This is a genomic window from Paenarthrobacter sp. NPDC057981, assembly GCF_042886835.1.
In the GTDB taxonomy this organism is placed as follows: domain Bacteria; phylum Actinomycetota; class Actinomycetes; order Actinomycetales; family Micrococcaceae; genus Arthrobacter.
Genome location: NZ_JBHVQI010000002.1, coordinates 206,357 through 223,911, shown reverse-complemented (window position 1 = coordinate 223,911; position 17,555 = coordinate 206,357). Strand labels below are relative to the sequence as shown.

At 63.0% G+C, this 17,555-nt stretch carries 16 protein-coding genes; 3 read left to right on the top strand and 13 right to left on the bottom strand.

Annotated elements, in window-relative coordinates; genetic code table 11:
* Positions 1–56: 56 nt before the first annotated feature.
* The 3 genes from ACFVSI_RS04110 to ACFVSI_RS04100 all read right to left on the bottom strand — a co-directional run bounded on the left by ACFVSI_RS04110 (position 57) and on the right by ACFVSI_RS04100 (position 3,147).
* On the bottom strand, positions 57–1,472 hold the full coding sequence (locus tag ACFVSI_RS04110; protein WP_387820023.1) for an amino acid permease: 1,416 nt from the start codon (positions 1,470–1,472) through the stop codon (positions 57–59).
* Between the two features lie 237 nt (positions 1,473–1,709).
* Entirely contained in the window at positions 1,710–3,014 is a 1,305-nt protein-coding gene (locus ACFVSI_RS04105; protein ID WP_387820022.1) for a M18 family aminopeptidase, read from the bottom strand.
* Positions 3,015–3,024: 10 nt separating this feature from the next.
* Entirely contained in the window at positions 3,025–3,147 is a 123-nt protein-coding gene (locus ACFVSI_RS04100; protein ID WP_387820020.1) for a hypothetical protein, read from the bottom strand.
* A gap of 51 nt (positions 3,148–3,198) precedes the next feature.
* On the opposite strand from ACFVSI_RS04100, the gene ACFVSI_RS04095 reads away from it, so the two are divergent.
* Together ACFVSI_RS04095 and ACFVSI_RS04090 are read left to right on the top strand one after the other, a co-directional pair.
* A complete protein-coding gene (locus tag ACFVSI_RS04095; protein WP_387820018.1) occupies positions 3,199–3,921 on the top strand; it encodes a FadR/GntR family transcriptional regulator in 723 nt (240 codons plus the stop codon).
* Between the two features lie 3 nt (positions 3,922–3,924).
* A complete protein-coding gene (locus tag ACFVSI_RS04090) occupies positions 3,925–4,428 on the top strand; it encodes a hypothetical protein (protein ID WP_387820016.1) in 504 nt (167 codons plus the stop codon).
* Between the two features lie 16 nt (positions 4,429–4,444).
* Here ACFVSI_RS04090 and ACFVSI_RS04085 read toward each other — a convergent pair whose 3' ends face one another.
* The 6 genes from ACFVSI_RS04085 to ACFVSI_RS04060 all read right to left on the bottom strand — a co-directional run bounded on the left by ACFVSI_RS04085 (position 4,445) and on the right by ACFVSI_RS04060 (position 10,902).
* On the bottom strand, positions 4,445–5,332 hold the full coding sequence (locus ACFVSI_RS04085) for an intradiol ring-cleavage dioxygenase (RefSeq protein ID WP_387820014.1): 888 nt from the start codon (positions 5,330–5,332) through the stop codon (positions 4,445–4,447).
* A 65-nt stretch (positions 5,333–5,397) separates the two neighbouring features.
* The gene (locus ACFVSI_RS04080; protein WP_387820012.1) at positions 5,398–6,087 is read right to left on the bottom strand and encodes a response regulator; all 690 of its coding nucleotides are present in this window, start codon (positions 6,085–6,087) and stop codon (positions 5,398–5,400) included.
* A complete protein-coding gene (locus ACFVSI_RS04075) occupies positions 6,084–7,373 on the bottom strand; it encodes a sensor histidine kinase (RefSeq protein WP_387820011.1) in 1,290 nt (429 codons plus the stop codon). The genes ACFVSI_RS04080 and ACFVSI_RS04075 overlap by 4 nt, the downstream gene beginning before the upstream one ends.
* Before the next feature lie 26 nt (positions 7,374–7,399).
* A complete protein-coding gene (locus ACFVSI_RS04070) occupies positions 7,400–8,299 on the bottom strand; it encodes an ABC transporter permease (RefSeq protein ID WP_387820010.1) in 900 nt (299 codons plus the stop codon).
* 5 nt (positions 8,300–8,304) lie between these two features.
* Entirely contained in the window at positions 8,305–9,246 is a 942-nt protein-coding gene (locus ACFVSI_RS04065; protein WP_387820008.1) for an ABC transporter ATP-binding protein, read from the bottom strand.
* 150 nt (positions 9,247–9,396) lie between these two features.
* Entirely contained in the window at positions 9,397–10,902 is a 1,506-nt protein-coding gene (locus ACFVSI_RS04060; protein WP_387820006.1) for a bifunctional phosphatase PAP2/diacylglycerol kinase family protein, read from the bottom strand.
* A gap of 55 nt (positions 10,903–10,957) precedes the next feature.
* On the opposite strand from ACFVSI_RS04060, the gene ACFVSI_RS04055 reads away from it, so the two are divergent.
* Positions 10,958–11,662, top strand: coding sequence for a phosphatase PAP2 family protein (locus ACFVSI_RS04055; RefSeq protein WP_387820004.1), 705 nt, complete (start codon positions 10,958–10,960; stop codon positions 11,660–11,662).
* On the opposite strand, the gene ACFVSI_RS04050 is transcribed toward ACFVSI_RS04055, so the two are convergent.
* The 4 genes from ACFVSI_RS04050 to ACFVSI_RS04035 form a co-directional block, all read right to left on the bottom strand.
* Complete coding sequence (locus ACFVSI_RS04050; RefSeq protein WP_387820003.1) at positions 11,607–12,788, bottom strand: MFS transporter; 1,182 nt, start codon at positions 12,786–12,788, stop codon at positions 11,607–11,609. The genes ACFVSI_RS04055 and ACFVSI_RS04050 overlap by 56 nt on opposite strands.
* Positions 12,785–13,552: a DeoR/GlpR family DNA-binding transcription regulator gene (locus ACFVSI_RS04045; RefSeq protein ID WP_387820001.1), complete on the bottom strand. Its 768-nt coding sequence runs from the start codon at positions 13,550–13,552 to the stop codon at positions 12,785–12,787. Before ACFVSI_RS04045 ends, ACFVSI_RS04050 begins: the two co-directional genes overlap by 4 nt.
* A gap of 176 nt (positions 13,553–13,728) precedes the next feature.
* Entirely contained in the window at positions 13,729–15,411 is a 1,683-nt protein-coding gene (locus ACFVSI_RS04040; RefSeq protein ID WP_274258723.1) for an ABC-F family ATP-binding cassette domain-containing protein, read from the bottom strand.
* Positions 15,412–15,506: 95 nt separating this feature from the next.
* A complete protein-coding gene (locus tag ACFVSI_RS04035) occupies positions 15,507–17,501 on the bottom strand; it encodes a penicillin-binding transpeptidase domain-containing protein (protein WP_387819999.1) in 1,995 nt (664 codons plus the stop codon).
* Positions 17,502–17,555 lie beyond the last annotated feature (54 nt).

Here is a 17,555-nt window from a genome sequence, read left to right as displayed (position 1 = left end):
CAACGGGACAGCCGCCGCCGGACGTTGACGGCAGCTGCCCCGCAGTAGAAGGACTCTTACGACGCCGGTCCGGAACCGATCTCCTCGCGCTCGGCTTCCGCGCTGGTCGCCACAGCGGGGCTGCCGCCATTTCTGCGGTACCGGAACACTCCGATGGCTACCACAACAGCGGCCAGGGCAAGCGACAGGAAAAGCGACTCGCGCGTGGATTCAATGATGACCATGCCGATAATGAGAGCCACGATCGCGCCAATGGCAATCCAGGTGAGGTACGGGAAGAACCACATTTTGAGCTCCATGTCCTTGGCGGCTGCACCCATGCTCTTGCGAAGGATGAGCTGGGAAGTCGCGATGACAAGCCACACGAACAGGGCTATGGCACCGGAGGTGTTCACGAGGAACAGGAAGACAGTGTCCGGGGCAATGTAGTTCAAACCGACCGTAATGAACCCCACCACGGTGGAAGCAAGCACTGCTGCGGCCGGAACTCCACGCTTGGAAATTTTCATCCAGGATCTGGGAGCATCACCGCGCTGGGAGAGGGAGAAAAGCATGCGGCTTGCGGTGTAGAGCCCTGAGTTGAGGCACGAAAGCACCGAGGTAAGCACCACGATGTCCATGATGGTTCCGGCACCCGGAATTCCGTAAAGCTCGATGACCGCGACGTACGGGCTCTTGGCAACCGATGCGTCGTTCCACGGCAGGAGGGTCACCACGATGGCGATGGATCCGATGTAGAAGATCAGGATGCGCCACACAGTGGACTTCACAGCCTTCTTGACGGCATCTACCGGATTCTCGGATTCGCCCGCGGCGATGGTGGCGATTTCAGCCCCGAAGAAGGAGAAGACCACCACCAGAATGCCCGCGAGCACGGCACCGGGGCCGTTGGGCATGAAGCCGCCCTGGTCCAGGAGGTTCGCGACGCCAGGTGCCGACACACCCGGCATCAGCCCCAGAATGGCTGCAATACCCGCGAGCAGGAAGATGACGATCGCGGCGACCTTGATGGAGGCAAACCAGAATTCGAACTCGCCGTAGGACTTCACGGATCCGAGGTTGGTCAGAGTCAGGAGCACCATGAGAACCAGCGCCCAGATCCACTGATCGACGCCGGGAACCCAGCGGTGCATGATGGCGGCTCCCGCCGTTGCCTCAATACCGAGGACGATGATCCAAAACCAGGCATAAAGCCAGCCAATACTGAACCCCGCCCAGCGGCCAAGGGCCTTATCGGCGTATGTGGAAAAGGATCCCGTTTCCGGGTTGGCAGCAGCCATCTCCCCCAGCATGCGCATGACAAGGATGACAACCAGTCCTGCGGCCAGGTAGGCGAGCAGGATACCGGGGCCTGCCTGCTGGATGGCCGCGCCGGAGCCAACGAACAACCCGGCTCCAATGACGCCGGCAATCGCGATCATGGAGAGGTGGCGCGGCTTCAGGGATTTTGAAAGCTGTTGGTCAGCGTGCATCGAACGTCGCCGTCCTTAGTGTTCTTGGAAAGGCCCCCAATGGATGTGCGGTGGGCCAGTTGGCTTTCCCACACTAGCCAGCACCCATCGTCAGCATCCTGTGCAAACTTACATTTTGAGCCACAGCAAAACGGCGCAATGCACAAAAAGTATGATTTTAAGCATCAGATGTTTACCAGGGAGCACAATCGAAACGAGCCTGAAACGACCCCTTGAGGCTTATGGCCGTGTCTCAGCTCACAGAGCGGTAGCGAAGAACCGCTCCACCACCCGCGCCAAGGAGTACGGGTCCTGCACGCCGCACAGCTCCCGCGCTGAGTGCATGGACAGCAGCGGGATGCCCACGTCAACGGTCCGAATGCCCAGCCGCGTCGCGGTCAGCGGCCCGATGGTTGAACCGCACGGGATGTCATTGTTGGACACGAACTCTTGGTAAGCGACTCCCGAGTCATCACACAGGCGAGCCCAGAATGCGGCCCCCGTGGCGTCCGTGGCGTAGCGCTGGTTTGCATTGATCTTCAACAAGGGTCCGCCGTTGAGCAGCGGACGGTTGGCGGGATCGTGCCGCTCCGCGTAATTCGGGTGGACCGCGTGGCCGGCGTCCGCGGAAACACAGAACGACGCCGAGAGGGCCTGCCGCCGTTGGCTCACCGAAGCGCCGTGGCCGTCGGAAATCCGGGTCAGGATGTCCTCCAGGATCGGCCCGCAGGCGCCGGAACGCGAGTTCGAGCCGATCTCCTCGTGATCAAAGGCGGCAAGAACGGCAATGGGACCGTCGGCAGGGGCGGAGGCGGCATGCCCCAGCAATGCCGCCAACCCAGCGTGCGTCGACGAAAGGTTGTCCAAGCGACCCGAAGCGAAGAACTCACTGTTGGCCCCGAAAACCGCCGGTGCCTGCGTATCTGCCACCACGACGTCGTACCCGCCTATTTCTGAAGCATCCACGGAGGCGCCCTGGACGCGCGAGGCGAGGAGGCCGAGCAGGTCTTCCCCGGCCGGGTCGCCCAAGCCAAAAATCGGGTTCATATGCTGCTGCTTGGAAAGGGTGAGGCCGTCGTTGACCGCACGATCCAAGTGAATAGCCAACTGGGGAAAGCGCAGGAGGGGCCCGGTGGATGTGAGGTACTGGGTTCCGTCCCGCATCACCAAACGGCCGGCGAGCTGCAGTTCACGGTCCAGCCATGAATTCAGGAGAGGCCCACCGTAAACCTCCACCCCTGCCTGGAGCCAGCCGAATTTGCCTGTGGTGGGCTTCGGCTTCAATTTGAACGACGGCGAGTCTGTGTGCGCGCCAAGGATGTTGAAAGCCGTGGTCGGACCGGCGTTTTCCGGCGTCACCCAGGCAATGAGGGCGCCGTCGCGGATCACGTAGTAGCTGCCGGAACCGCCTTTCCAAGCTTGCGCTTCATCGAGGCCCACAAAGCCGGCAGCTTCGAGGCGACGCGCGGCCTCGTGTACTGCGTGAAAACTCGACGGCGAGGCCGACACATACGCGGCGAGATCCTGGACATGGTCAACTGCTGCGGAAGCGTTTGAAGGCATGTTCCCGAGTCTAGCCGGAGGGGTTCGCTGTCAGGCCCCGACCGAGGTATCCGCCGTGGCAGGAGCGGGCTTCGGCCCAACCCATGACCACCCCCGGGGAGCCGGTGGTCTTAAGGAAACCTCCCCGTGACATGTTTCCGGATCACTCTTGACCGTTGGACGGGCGTCGTGTCATGGTCAGGTCATGAACAACCTGTTGGACAGCTGGACAGCTGGTCAGGGTCCCTTGGTGCGAGTTGGTGCGGCTGAAGGCGTTCTGGCCGCGTTGCGGGAGGCAATCCAAAACGGACAAATTCCAGTCGGAACCAAACTGGAGTCGGAATCGATGCTGGCCCAGCGCTTCGGAGTGTCCCGGACGATGGTCCGTGAAGCCCTGCGGTCGCTGGCTTCGCTTGGACTCACGTCAACAAAAACCGGCAAGGGCACCTTTGTGGTGTCAGACCAAGTGATCAATGACTTGCGGCTCGGTAAATACTCGGCCCGGCAGCTGCTGGAAGCGCGGCCCCATATTGAAATCCCGGCTGCGGGCCTGGCCGCACAGCGGCGCACCGAAGAGGATCTTCAAGGCCTGCGGGAGATTCTGGACGCTATGGCCGTTGAGGACGAACTCCCGCAGTGGGTGGCCTTGAATTCCGAATTCCACGCCAGGATCGCCAGAGCCAGCGGCAACGGAGTGTTTGCGACCATGCAGGCGGACATCGATGACGCGATGGCGAAGCAGTCCCAGACCCTGAACCAGGTGATAGACCGCCGCGAGGAATCCGGCGTCGAGCACGCGGCGATCCTTGCAGCCATTGAGCGCGGCTCAGCAGATGAAGCAACTTTGGCCATGATGCTGCACCTCCAGGGCGTGGAACACACCCTGGAATCAGTCACCGCCCCACAAAGCGCCCCAATCAGGGCCTGAGACATGAAAGCCAGCACCATGCCACAAAGCGGCCCGCCAGCGGAACCCGAACCTCAATCGACGGGCCCGTCTGCAGCTGTCCGCGACCGACGCACACGCCTTCACGCCCAGATCATCAGCTATCTGGCCCGCAACGGAGCCAGCAAGTTGAAGGACATCCTGGCTGAGGTCGACGTCTGCAGGGATACCCTCATCGTTAACCTCGGGATCCTCGAAGAGTCCAGCATTATCCAGTGCGACCTTCCCAAAGGGGCCCGCTACAGGGCCACGCCCTTCTACTCACTCTGCAGGCCCACGACCCTGCGTCAACGGGAAAAGAACCAGGTGCAGCTGACGGCACGGATCCAGGAAGCCGCCGACGGGAAAATCGTGGTGTCCATCGACGAGGTTCCAGGCTCGGTGGTTCAGGTCCCCGCCTTTGACCAGATTCCCCGTGCAGCTGCCGCAGCCGCCGCGTTAAGCCTTCAGGAAGACGAAGACGCTTTCGCCGTCCAGGTGGTCTACTAGTTCCGGCCGCCGCCCATTAAACGGTGACGTTCAGGGCCGCCGTGTATCCGCCCTGCACTGAGCCTGAAATAGTCGCCAGCTGGTATATGCCTCCGTCGTCACCGAAGACGTTGTCAGAGGTCAGTGTGGTTTTCGGGAAACTGCGGGCGCTGTTCTCATAGCCGGCAGTCGCATACACGGCTTTGCAGGCGCTCTCCGTCAGTGCGATCTGCGAGACAGCAAGTACCTGGCCTGCGGCGCTGGCGTTGCTCATGGATTCAAATACCTCGAAGTGAATATGCGGCCAGCGGCCCATATACGCGCCCGGGAAGATGGTGCTGAACGTCAGCTGTCCGTTGGCATCCGCCTCCTGCACACCCCGGAGGTAGTTCTCGTTTTCCAGTCCGGAATCATAGAGCGAATATTTGCCGTTCTGGTCGCAGTGCCAGACGTACACTGCGGCGCCCGCCAGCGGAGAGCACCCGTTCGCATTGTCCAGCAGCGTCAAAGTGACAGTCAGGGGTACACCCGCCGCCTTGGTACTGGACGTTCCGAAGCTGGACCTGATGTCGCGCCGGACAACCCCCGAAGCCTCCAGCACGTTGGGCCCGTTCGATCCGTCGCCCGGATAGGGGCCCAGCGTTTCCTCCGGGATCTCCACCCCGCATTCGGCAAACGCACGCGTAACGGTACTGCTCGCCTGCGACGACGGTGAGGCGGCCGCCGTCGTACTTTCCGATGGGGTGACGGTAGCGCTGGAGGTGCCCGACGGCGTTGCGCTGCCACCTTCCGTGCCCGGCGTGCAGGCCGCAAGTGCGGCAGCGGCCCCGCTGCCGAGAAGGACGCCAAGGGTGCGGCGCCGGCTAAGCAACGTGGAGAGGTCGAACTCCAATCCTTTGTCGTGGTGGGGATGGGGCTTGGTCATGCTTCCATCAAACCCGCAGCCCCTGTGCCTTGTACATGGTCAGACTGTGGCCGGGCTGTGAAAGGTCAGTAGTCCGGGTTGCTCGGAACAACCAGCCCGGTCTCGTAGGCATACACCACCACTTGCACGCGGTCCCGAAGCTGCAGCTTGCTCAGGATCCGGCGGACATGCGTCTTCACTGTGGCCTCGGAAAGGAAGAACTTGTGTGCGATCTCCGCGTTCGACAGGCCCTCGGCGATGGTCGTCAGGATTTCGGTTTCCCGGGGGGTGAGTTCGTCCAGCAACGGATCCCGGTGCGGGGAGGGTGCGTTCCCAGGCACGGCACCGCCGCGGACATACGTTTCCAGGAGTCGTTGGGTCACCCGCGGAGCAACGACGGCGTCACCGCTGGCAACCAGGCGCACGGCGTGCACGAGCTCCGCCGGGGCAACGTCCTTAAGCAGGAAAGCAGAAGCCCCGGCCTGCAAACCGGTAAACGCGTACTCATCCAGATCGAACGTCGTGAGGATGATGACCCGCGCGTCGGAACCGGAATCGGAGATACGCCGGGTCGCTTCGATCCCGTCCATGGAGGGCATGCGCACGTCCATCAGCACCACATCCGGCTGCAGGTCTTCGACTTGGCGGACGGCTTCAGCACCGTCGGATGCCTCGCCCACAACGTGGAAGTCTTCTTCGCCTTCCAGGATGAGCCGGAAGCCCATCCTGAGCAGCGGCTGGTCATCTACGAGCAGCACTTTGATGTCATCGGTCATGATTCCCCCTTTTCGCCGTTCCAGTGGAGATCGGCGTGCACCGCCCAACCCCCTCTTTTTCCTGGACCGGCGGTAACAATTCCAGCATAGATTCCAGCGCGTTCGTTCATCCCCGCGATGCCCAGGCCCGCGCCCAGGCTGCCTATCGATTCGCTGCCGCCGTCCCGGGTTCCGCGGCCGTCGTCGAGCACGTCAATGGTGACCACATCGCCGTCGCGCGTCACCAGCACGTCCACCCGGCTCAGCGAGCGACCATAGCGCAAAACGTTCGTCAGCGACTCCTGCACGATTCTGTAGACAGTGAGCTCGAAGGCCGGATCGGTCGGCAAGGCCGGGCCGGTATGGGCATAGTGGAGCGGGAGGCCAGCCGTGCGGAACCCCTCAAGAAGCTTCGCGAGGTTGTAGCCGGACTCAAGCGGCGTAAGCGGGGCAGGCCGTCCGGAATCATCGCGCAAAACCCCGAGCACGCGGCGCATATCCGCCAAGGCAGTCCGCCCGGTACGCGAAAGTTCACCAAGGACCTCACCGGCACGTTCGGGATCCTTCTTGACCACCACGGCCGCACCGTCCGAGAGACTGATCATCACCGTCAAGGAGTGGGCCACGACGTCGTGCATTTCGCGGGCGATGCGGTTGCGCTCGGTCACTTTGCCGAGCCGTGTAGTCCTGGCAGCCCATTCCGCGATCTCCGCTTCATGTTCGCGACGCTGCCGAACGGAGATGCCGATGCCCGTGGCCAGGAGGTTCGACAACATAATGGTCACCGCTGTGGCGATGTTGTTGATGAGGTGGAAATTCTCAGGGAGCTCCTGCAGCGTGTCCGCCTGGGCCGGGCTTGTCCACATGAACAGGTACAGAAGGCTCAGGGGCAGGCTGGCTGCGACGAACACAAAGAAAGTGAGGCCGCGCTTGCGGAGGGACGCTACGGCGTAGAGCGCGAACCAGAGGCCCGCAGAAACGTTGGAACCCCACGGGTTAAGGATGGTGGCAGAGACTTCCAAAAACGCGACGGCGAGCACCACCTGGAGCGGGAACTGTCGCCGGAAGACCAACGCGAGGGCAATCAGAAGGAGTATGGCCACGACGAGCCACTTGCCCTCCCCGATCGAGGAAATGATGGTGGGCAACGCCAGGAGTACGTAGCAGAGCACCACCACCGCATCCATGGCACGGGGACGCCTGAAGAAAAAGCGCCGGATCCTGCCTCTGCGGCGCTGGGCAATTTCGGCAAAGGACGCGTCGGCCACGATGGCCGGCGCGTCCTTCACCTGTGGAGCTTCAGTCATGGATTGAGCCTAGACGGCTGGGCGTCTTAGACGTCCCGTTTCTTGATGGCGAACATCGCGGGAATCAGGAAGAGCAGCACGTAGCCCAGGAAGATCAAGCCGCCCTGCCACGGATCGATGACGCCGTCTGTGTGTCCGATGGCGAGGAACCTGCCTCCTGCCTCACTGGGGATGTACTGGGGTACGTACTTCCAGAAGTCGCCCGGCACCAGTGAAAGGAATCCGGAAGCAATGGACAGGACGAAGAACAGGGCCACCAGGACGGTGACGCCACCGGCGGAGTTACGGAGAAGGGTTCCCAACGACAGGCCGATCAGCGCGACGCCGGCGACATACAGGCCACCGGTGAAGATGCTGTACATGACGCCGTCAGTGGACCAGGTGAGATCGATGTCCAAGCCTTGAAAAACGGGCATGGCGATCAGGAAGGTGAGCACCGCAGCGACGGTGGTGATGACGTAGGAGATGACCACAAGAAGCAGGGCCTTGGCCGCGAACGCGGGGATGCGCTTGGGTACGGCGTTCATGGTTGAACGGATCATGCCCGTGGCGTACTCGGAAGAGATGAACAACACGGCCAGAGAGCCAAGGACCAAGGTGCCGATCTGGATGCCGGCGTTCGGCAGGTTGTAGAGGTCAAAGCCGGAACCCGGAGGGAAAGATTTGGTAAGCATCTCCCCGGTGACAGGCTGGCCGGCGTCCTTGGCCTGCTTGATCATCTGGTCCAGAAACGTAAAGCGGATCAAAACGGCAAGAGCGCCAACCCCTACCGTGGCAATCAGCGTGACAGCAAGCAGGATCACGGTGGACGTCAACGAACGGAGCTTGATCCACTCCGACCTGACTACTCCCCCAAAAGTAACGCCGCGGACGCCAGCCGAAGCGTGGGCTGGTGCATTGGTGCGGTTTTCAGTCATGGTGCTCATTGTCCTTACTTTCCTTCCTGCGCAGCAGTGACAGGCTGACCGGACATATGGGATTGGTATTCCACTTCGTCCTTGGTGAGATTGAAGTAGGCATCTTCCAGCGAGGAAACCTGCGGAGTCAGTTCATAGACCAGAACATTGTTGTCCAGGGCCACTTGCGCGATCTCGCGAGGCTGCAGGCCCACCACCTCAAGGGTTTCCGTCTGGCTCTGGTCCACCCGCACGCCATCACCGACGAGAAGGGCCGACAACTGGCTTGCAGCCGAGGTACGAACCAGGGTCTTGGCTTGTTGGGCGCCCGCGATGATGTCCTGCACAGGAGCATCCGCGATGATCCGGCCCCGGCCAATCACGATCAGGTGGTCTGCAGTCTGCGCCATTTCACTCATCAGGTGCGAGGAAAGGAAAACCGTCTTCCCCTGGCTGGCGAGGTACTTCACCAGGTTGCGCACCCACAGAACGCCTTCAGGGTCGAGGCCGTTGACGGGCTCGTCCAGGATCAGGGTCTGCGGGTCCCCCAAAAGCGCAGCGGCGATGCCCAGCCGCTGGCCCATGCCAAGGGAGAACCCTCCGGCTTTCTTCTTCGCCACAGCACCGAGCCCGGTCATTTCAATGACCTCGTGGACGCGGGCGGTGGGGATGCTGTGGGTGGCGGCCATGGCCAACAGGTGGTTGTACGCGCTGCGGCTCGTATGCACAGCCTTGGCGTCCAAGAGCGCCCCAACCTGGTGCAGCGGAGCTTTGTGCTGCGCGTAGTGCAGGCCGTTGACAGTCACGTCGCCGGACGTGGGCGAGTCCAGTCCCATGATCATGCGCATCGTGGTGGACTTGCCAGCGCCGTTCGGGCCCAGGAAGCCCGTCACACGTCCAGCCTGAACAGTGAAACTGACACCGCCGACGGCAGTCTTGTCACCGTAGACCTTGGTCAGGCCTTTTGCTTCGATCATGGAAGCGTTCCCCTCCTCGGAGCACATGAGCGTGCAGATGAGTTTTGAATGTACTCACAACGCTACTCAGAGAGGGCTGGTAAATCGCCTGTCTCAGGGATGATTCAGGGTTCAGTCAGGGTAGTCCTCCCGGATGACCCCGGGATGGTCCTACTCAACTACGGGCAGTGGCGAATAGACACGGAGGACCCGAGGCTTCACGGAGAAGGTCGCTTTTCGGACACCGGGCTTGGGTTCGCCGTCCACGGCAAGCACCAACGGTTGGCCGATTGCCTCCACGGTAATCTCCGTGGCCTCGGTCAGGTGGGTCACCTTGGATGCTGATACGGTGCCCGTGATGACTGCCCACAGCAAGCGGGCCCGTGCGAAGGGCTCATCCGCTGTGATCATGCGGAGGTCGAACACGCCATCGTCCAGAACTGGGCGGCGCAGCGGGGCGTGATCCCTGGGATAGAACCTTCCTCGGCCCATGTAGAGGATCCACAGCTTGTGCCGCTGCCCGTTCACCAAAAGGGTGGTGGGTGAATTCACGCCAAAGGTCCGCAGTGATGCGACCACCCCTGCCAGCGGCTTGCCCATGGCGGGCTGGAGCCGCTCGCGGCGTCGAACAAGGTTGGGGTACACGCCCACGCTGGCGGTATTCAGCATGGCCAGTTCGGAGATCTCCGGCATGTCAGGCAGACCACGCTCCACCACCACATGCCCCAGGTCAACGGATGCAGCTTGGCCATTGCCCAAGGCATCCAGGACATCTTCGATGGAGCCGGCACCAAGATCGCGGGCGAAGTGGTTCAGGGTCCCGCCCGGCAGGACTGCCAGTGGCAGTGAATGTTCGACGGCGGCAGCAGCCGCCGCTCCCACCGTTCCGTCACCGCCCCACACACCCAGCGCCACGGTTCCCGGCCGGGTTGCTGCGGCCTTGATTTCCTCAGCGACGTCCTCACCTTCTGAAATCTCGCGTATATAAGATTTGGGGAATATACGCCGCAGGAGTTCCCCGGTTTCGGGGGAGTAGGACCCACCCAGGACGTTGACCGCGATACTGAGCCCTTCGCCGTCGTGAATTGCCGGCACGTCAGCCGGGGTTCGGCGGGGAGTAGGCTCCGCCGGCCGGGCAGGCCACCACTTGCGGGTGAGGAGGGCTGCACCGGCACCCAGAGCGGAACCGAAGACGACGTCCGAAGGCCAGTGTGCGCCGGTATGCACGCGGGAGTAAGCCACCCCGGCCGCAATGGGCGCCAAGGCCACACCAATCGCAGGTGAGACTATTCCTGCCCCCGTCGCAAATGCCACTGCCGATGCTGAGTGGCCGGACGGCATGGAGGAACTGGTGGGCTGCGGGTTCACGAAGCGGAACAACGGCAGGTGCTCCGGCAGCGGACGCCGCCGGGGCAGGGCACGCTTGAAAATCACATTGGTGACGCCTGACGCGACGCCCAACGCAAGAAGTCCATGAAGGGCGGCGCGGCGGGGTCGGCCGGGCATAGTCGCCATGATGCCCGCAATTCCGAACCAGAGCTTTCCCTTGGTTGCCGCGGCGGAGAGCCGACGGAAGAAGACGTCATGGTCGCCCTGCGGCTGCCTGGAAACAGCCCGCACCAGGAACTGGTCGAGCCGCTCAACACGTTTGGGGCCCTTGGCCACGAAGCCTCGCATCCCCTCACAGTATCGCCTGCCACTCCCCGGGGACCGTCATGGCTACGATGAATTGATGATTCGCGTCCTGACCCCACGGCCGCAGACGGACTGGCAGCTCCTCGTCCCAGGGGTACTGCTCTTGTGCGGCTTCCTGGTCCCGGCTGCCATGCTGCTGCTCGGGCAAGGAGAGCCCGCCTTCAACAGCGCTGACACGTGGTGGCAGGCTTTCGCGTTTACCTTGCACACGCCTTTTTGGGATGGTGTGAACGCAGTCCTGAACCTGGTGGGCTACGTGGGAATGCTCGTGTGCCACGGGCTGCTGGCCATCGCACTGCTGATCTCGAAGCGGCCCGTAACGGCAACATTCGTGGGAGCAACCGGTGTCACCGCCTTGGCCCTTACGCAGCTGGCCAAAGCAGTGGTAGGCAGGGCACGTCCAGAAGGCGCGAAAGTCCTCACGGACACCGGTTCATACCCGTCTGGGCATGTATCCGCCACTACCGCGTTGTTGGTGGTGTTGGCCCTGCTGGTGGGGCGCTGGTGGATGACTGCGTTGGCGGCTTTCGGAGTCCTGGCGATGATGATCAGCCGGACTTACCTGTCTGCCCACTGGTTGAGCGATGTGCTGGGCGGGGCATGTCTCTCGGCGGGTATTGCGCTCTTGATGTGGTGGCGCTTTCGGAATATATGCGTTCACGAGAATGCATCCGCCCGCAGCAGGACTACTTGGCGGGCAGGGGCTTCGCGACGCCGGCAAGCAGGAGAGCGATCAAGATAGGTGCCCCAATGGCCAGCAGTGCCAGGTGGATCCCGGTTTGATCACCGAGGTAGCCCAACAACGGCGGGCCCGCAAGGAACGCGACGTATCCGATTGTGGAGACTACCGAAACCCGTGCTGCGGCATGCTGGGGATCATCGGCGGCTGCTGACATGCCCATGGGGAAGGCCAGCGCCGCGCCAACGCCCCACAGCGCTGCCCCAACTCCGGCGAGGATCACGTTGCCGGCGAAGACGAACAGTGCCAGGCCTACCGCCGCTGCTGCCATGCTGGCGCGAAGAACTGCCACCCGGCCGAACTTGTCGATCGCCTTGCCGCCCAGGAAGCGCATGACGGTCATCGCGAGGACAAAGAGGGCGAAAAGCAACGCACCAGTGGATTCCGAGGAACCCAATCCATCCACGGCCGCCTTGGCAATCCAGTCATTGCCCGCACCTTCGGTGAGGGTCGCACCCAAGACGACGACGCCGATGAGCAGCGTCCTGCCGTCCCGCCACGCCGTCGTGCCCTTGGGAGCCGGGGCGCCGTCGTGAATTTCCACTGCCTCGTGCGGGAGGAAGAACCTGGGGACAGTCAGCGCGAGGGTGACGGCGATCGCGGCGATAACCAGCAAGTGCTCAGGCAGACCCACCCCCAGTTGGGAGAGCCCGGCACCAATGAGTGCACCCAGGAAGGCACCACCGCTGAAAGCGGCGTGGAATTGCGGCATGATGGTCCGCTCAAGCCGGTGTTCGACGTCGGCGCCTTCGATGTTCTGGGCGACGTCCCAGAGACCGATGCCGATGCCGAAGAAGAACAGTGCAATCGCCGTCGCAGGTACCGACGCGGCGATGAGGGAAAAGGCAATGGCCGCACCGGCCGCACCCGCCACGATGCCGGCAACGCGGACAGTGTTCGCAGTGCCGATCCTGCCCACCACCCAGCCTGCCGACGGCAGCGCCAACAACGATCCAACTGCCGTGCAGAGCAGAAGCGTGCCCATCTGCCCCGATGTCAGGCTGAGTGCCTCGGTGACCGCGGGGATTCGGGCCGCCCAGCTGGCGAAGACCAAGCCGTTCATGCCGAAGATCAGGAACGTCGCCACGGCTGCGGCGTTGACGTTGGTGCTTCTGGTATTGGTGGTCATGCAATCACAACTTCCACAGAGAGTTTGTTGAGTCGGGCAAAGTCTTCGGGGGATGGTACGCGGTCTGTCACGATGACGTCCACGAACTCCATGGCGGCAACCAGGGCCCTCGCATTGCCACCCCATTTGCTGCCGGAGGCCGCCACGATCACCCGCGCGGCGGACTCGAGACCGGCGCGCTTAATAGCGGCGTCGTCGAGGTCGTGGGCAAGGATTCCGTCCTTCAGGTTGAGCGCACAGGGGGTCACGACGGCGGTGTCGAACCTCAGGGAGCGAACGTTGGCTTCCGCCATGGGTCCCCTGAATGACTGCTCACCTGCGGTGAGCGTGCCGCCGGGGAGGATGAGTTCCGGGGCGCGGCCGTCCTTGTTTTGTGTCAGCGCCTCGACGCTGTGGAGGGACATGGGCATCAGGGTCAGCTCGCGGTTGCTGAGCCGGCGTGCGATCTCCGTTGCTGTTGACCCGCTGTCCAGCCAGACGTGTTCGCGGTCCTGGATCAGTCTGTCGATGGCCGCGGCGATGCGCTTCTTGGCCTCATGGTCTTCGAGTTCTCGTTGCCCATACCCCGGATTCTCGCCGCGGGCCAGGAGACTGCGCGCACCTCCGTGCACGCGCTTGAGCACTCCATTGGACGCGAGGATCTCAAGGTCCCGGCGGATAGTGGCGCCTGAAGCCCCGGTCGCGGAGACCAATTGGTCAACAGTTACTTCTTCTTGCCCGCGCAGCAACTCGCCGATAAGCCGGTGGCGGTCAGTAGTTCCCATGGTTCTACCGTAGCAGGATTGTGATCATTTAATCATCGTGTGTGATCAAATGCGCACCCACCCTGTCTCGCATCCCCCTGCCTTCCCGCGAACGCTCCTGCATTGCGCGACGGTTTCCACTCTGGCGGTGAGCGAGCGTCCGGCCCAAACGTGGGGGATGTGAACGAGCGTCCGGGTTACCGGGCTCGCTCCACGCGCTTCTCGTCCCACACCGGCTCTTCGGATTCGTAGACCTTGCCGTCGGAACCAAAGATCAGGAAGCGGTCGAAGGACTTGGCGAACCAGCGGTCGTGCGTGACGGCCAAGACCGTGCCCTCGAAAGCATCGATGGCCCGCTCCAAGGCCTCGCCCGAATGGAGATCCAGGTTGTCGGTAGGCTCATCGAGCAGCAGAAGCGTGGCACCTGAAAGCTGGAGCAGCAGGATCTGGAACCGGGCTTGCTGGCCACCGGACAAGGACTCGTATTTCTGCTCCGATTGCCCCGCCAGACCATAGGAATCCAGGGCTCCGGCAGCGGCCTCCCGCGGAAGACCTGAGCGGTGTTCGTCGCCGCGGTGGAGGATCTCCAACAGCGTGCGGCCCAGGAGGTCGGGACGGACGTGGGTCTGCGCGAAGAACCCGGGCCTGATGCGGGCACCCAGCTTCACCGTCCCCTCGTGCGGAACTTCAGCGATAACGACGTCGGACACCGGCAGGTGCTCGCGCTCCGGGTCGGTGCCGCCGGTGGCGAGCAGACGCAGGAAGTGGCTCTTGCCGGAACCGTTGGAACCCAGCACGCCCACGCGGTCCCCGAACCAGATCTCGGTGGAGAAAGGCTTCATGAGACCCGTAAGCTCCAGCTTTTCGGCCACCACGGCACGCTTGGCGGTCCTGCCACCCTTAAGGCGCATCTTCACGTTCTGCTCGATGGGCAGCGCCTCGGGCGGCCCGGCCTCCAGGAATTTGGCCAGACGGGTCTGGGCTGCCTGGTAGCGGTTGGCCATGTCGGAACGGAAGGCGGCCTTGTTCTTGTACATGTTGACGAGTTCTTTGAGCTTGATGTGCTCCTCGTCCCAACGTTTGCGAAGCTCTTCGAACCGCGCGTTCCGGTCGGCCCGGGCTTCCACATAGGAGCCAAAACCGCCACCGTGGATCCACGCGCCGGCACCGTTGATTCCCGGCTCAAGAGTCACGATGCGGCCGGCCGCGTTGTTGAGGAGCTCCCGGTCGTGGCTGATGAACAGAACGGTCTTCTTGGACTCGTTGAGCTTGGATTCGAGCCAGCGCTTGCCCGGGACATCGAGGTAGTTATCCGGTTCATCCAGCAGCAGCAGCTCATCCGGACCAGCGAAGAGCGCTTCCAGCACCAGGCGCTTCTGCTCGCCACCGGACAGGGTGGAAGCACGGCGGAACTGCGCCTTGTCGAAGGAGATGCCGAGCGCTGCCATGCAGACCTCGTCCCACACGGTCTCGACGTCGTACCCACCGGCATCGCCCCAGTCCACGATGGCCTGCGCATACTTCATCTGCGTGGGCTCGTCGTCGTGCTCCATCATGGCCAGTTCGGCTTCTTCCACGGCCTTGGCAGCTGCCGCGAGTCCGGCCTGCGCCGTGGAGACAAGGAGGTCGCGGACGGTCGATTCGTCGCGGACCTGCCCGACGAACTGCCTCATGATGCCCATGTTCCCCGAGCGGCCGACGGCGCCTTCATCAGGGGTGAGATCTCCGGCAATGATCTTGAAGAGGGTGGTCTTGCCGGTTCCGTTGGGTCCGATCAGCGCCGTCTTTGTGCCGTCGGGGACCTTGAAGGTCACGCCGTTGAGCAGCTGGGTGCCGTCGGAGAGGAAGTAGTCGATGCCGGAAACGTCAATATGGGCCACGTTTCAATCCTCCCACGCCAAGCAATTAACGCCCGACGGCGGCAGTCGGCTTGAGCAGCGACGCCCGGTCAGGGCTGGAGCCGGGCAGAGCCGGGTCAGCCTGCTGCAGTAAGGAACGATTTCAACAGCGGGCCACTGGTGGTGGCGCCCAATCCGCCGTCTTCAACGAACACTGCGACCGCCAAATCGCCGTGAGTGGCCACAATCCACGCATGGGTCTTGGGCGGGTTGTCGTTGCCGAATTCAGCCGTTCCAGTCTTCGCACCGACTGGGGCGCCCGGCACCGAGGCCAGGAATCCGGCATGTCCGGACGTCACTACCGCCCGCATCATGTCGGCCAGCGAGGCGGCCTCTGCCTTGGTGATCGGTTTGGTTGAGGCCGGCGAAGCGGGGAGTGCACTGGCCGTGGAAGAGTCCGACGACGGCGTGGCGGAGCCACTGTTGGTGGGCGTTGCACTTGGGGTTGCGCCGCCGGATGCCGTAGCCGGCACTGCGTCCGCGTTGAGGACAAGCTGGGGCGAAACAGGGGCACCGTTGGCAACGGACGCTGCCATGACGGCGGCCGAGAGCGGGGAGAAGAGCACTTTGCCCTGGCCAATCATGGAGGCGGCGTGTTCTGTGCCCTCGGCAGCACCGGGGACGGAGCCAAGGAAGGCATCTGCACCCAGTTTGGGAGCCTCGACGGCTACACCGAGGGCTTGGGCCGCCGACTCCAACTGGTCCTGGCTGACGGTGTCGCGGGCATTAATGAATGCCGTGTTGCAGGAGTGCGCAAAGGCATCCCGCAGGGCCACGGATCCCAGCGAACTCTCGGGGTAGCCCTCGGCGTTCTTGAAGGTACGTCCGTCAACGGTCACCGTGGGTGGGCACTCGACCTTCGTGTCGGGAGTGGCCCCGTTCCGGAACATTGCCAGGGAATCGACCATTTTGAAGGTGGAACCCGGAGCGTATTGTCCCAGCATTGCCGTGTTGTAGCCGTTGCTGCCGGGCCCGGACGCGGCGGCAAGAACAGCACCCGTGGAGGGCCTCAGTGCGACGATGGCCGATGCCGGTCCCACTCCGGCCAGTGTCTCCTCGGCCAGCTGCTGCAGTTTCAGGTCGAGAGTGGTTTTGAGGGTGGTGCCGGCTGCTGGGAGGGATGAGAAGAACACCTTGGTCCCTGGCGTCTCGCCTTCGGTCTTGGCCTTGGCGCTGGCAATGACCTCTACACCGTCTTTGCCGCGCAGGAGGTTGTCGTACTTCTGCTGCAAGCCGCCCGTTCCAGTGGTGTCACCGGCGCGGAGTGCGCCGTTGGACTTCTCGATCTGCTCGGCACTGGCCTGCCCGACGCTTCCGAGGAGCGCCCGCGCAAAGGTCCGTGTTGGTGCGAGGGCCATGGAGTCCAGGATGCTCGAACCGCCGGGTATGGCCTCAATCTTTGCCTCGGTAATCTCCGGCGTATAGGCGCGGAGAACCAGGCCTTCCACAAACGCCTGCGCGCCGGAAGCGGCCACCTGCTTGGCGTATTCTTCGACGTCCAGTCCAAGCAGGGTGGCCATGGCACGCGCGGAGGCGTCGGCCTGTTCTGCAGGAACCTTGGTCTTGTCGATGCCCACCCGGAACACCGGACGGTCCTCGACTATCGGGGCATCGCCGGCGCCGAGGATCTGGCCGCGCTGGGCGGGAACGGTTTTGACGGAGAGCGTCTCGCCGTCGGAAAGTTCAGGGGCGAGCAAGGCCGGGCTCCACTGCACGGCCCACTTATCGCCGGACTTCTTCAAGGTGGCCTGCGAGCTGTACTCCCACTTGGCCGCCCCGATGTTCCAGCTGTACTTAAGGGGGAAAGTGGCGGTGCCGCCGTCGAGCTTCACCTCACCGGATTCAACCGAGGGCTTCGCATCGAGGCCTTCAAACACGGCTTTCAGTTCATCGTTGGCCGCGGCAGCGTCCTTGCCGTCAACGGCGAGCTGACCGACGTCGAGCGCTGCCAGGGAGGATGCAAGCTGCTTGGCCGCACCTTCCGCGCCGGAACGGCCGTCGTCGCAAGCGGCCAGTGAGCCTGCCATGACGATAGCGGCCAGGCCAATAACAAAAGTACGTGTTTTCCCCATTTGCCACATTATGCCCGGTTCCCCTGACAGTTTCTTGTTGCGCCCGGAAAGCGG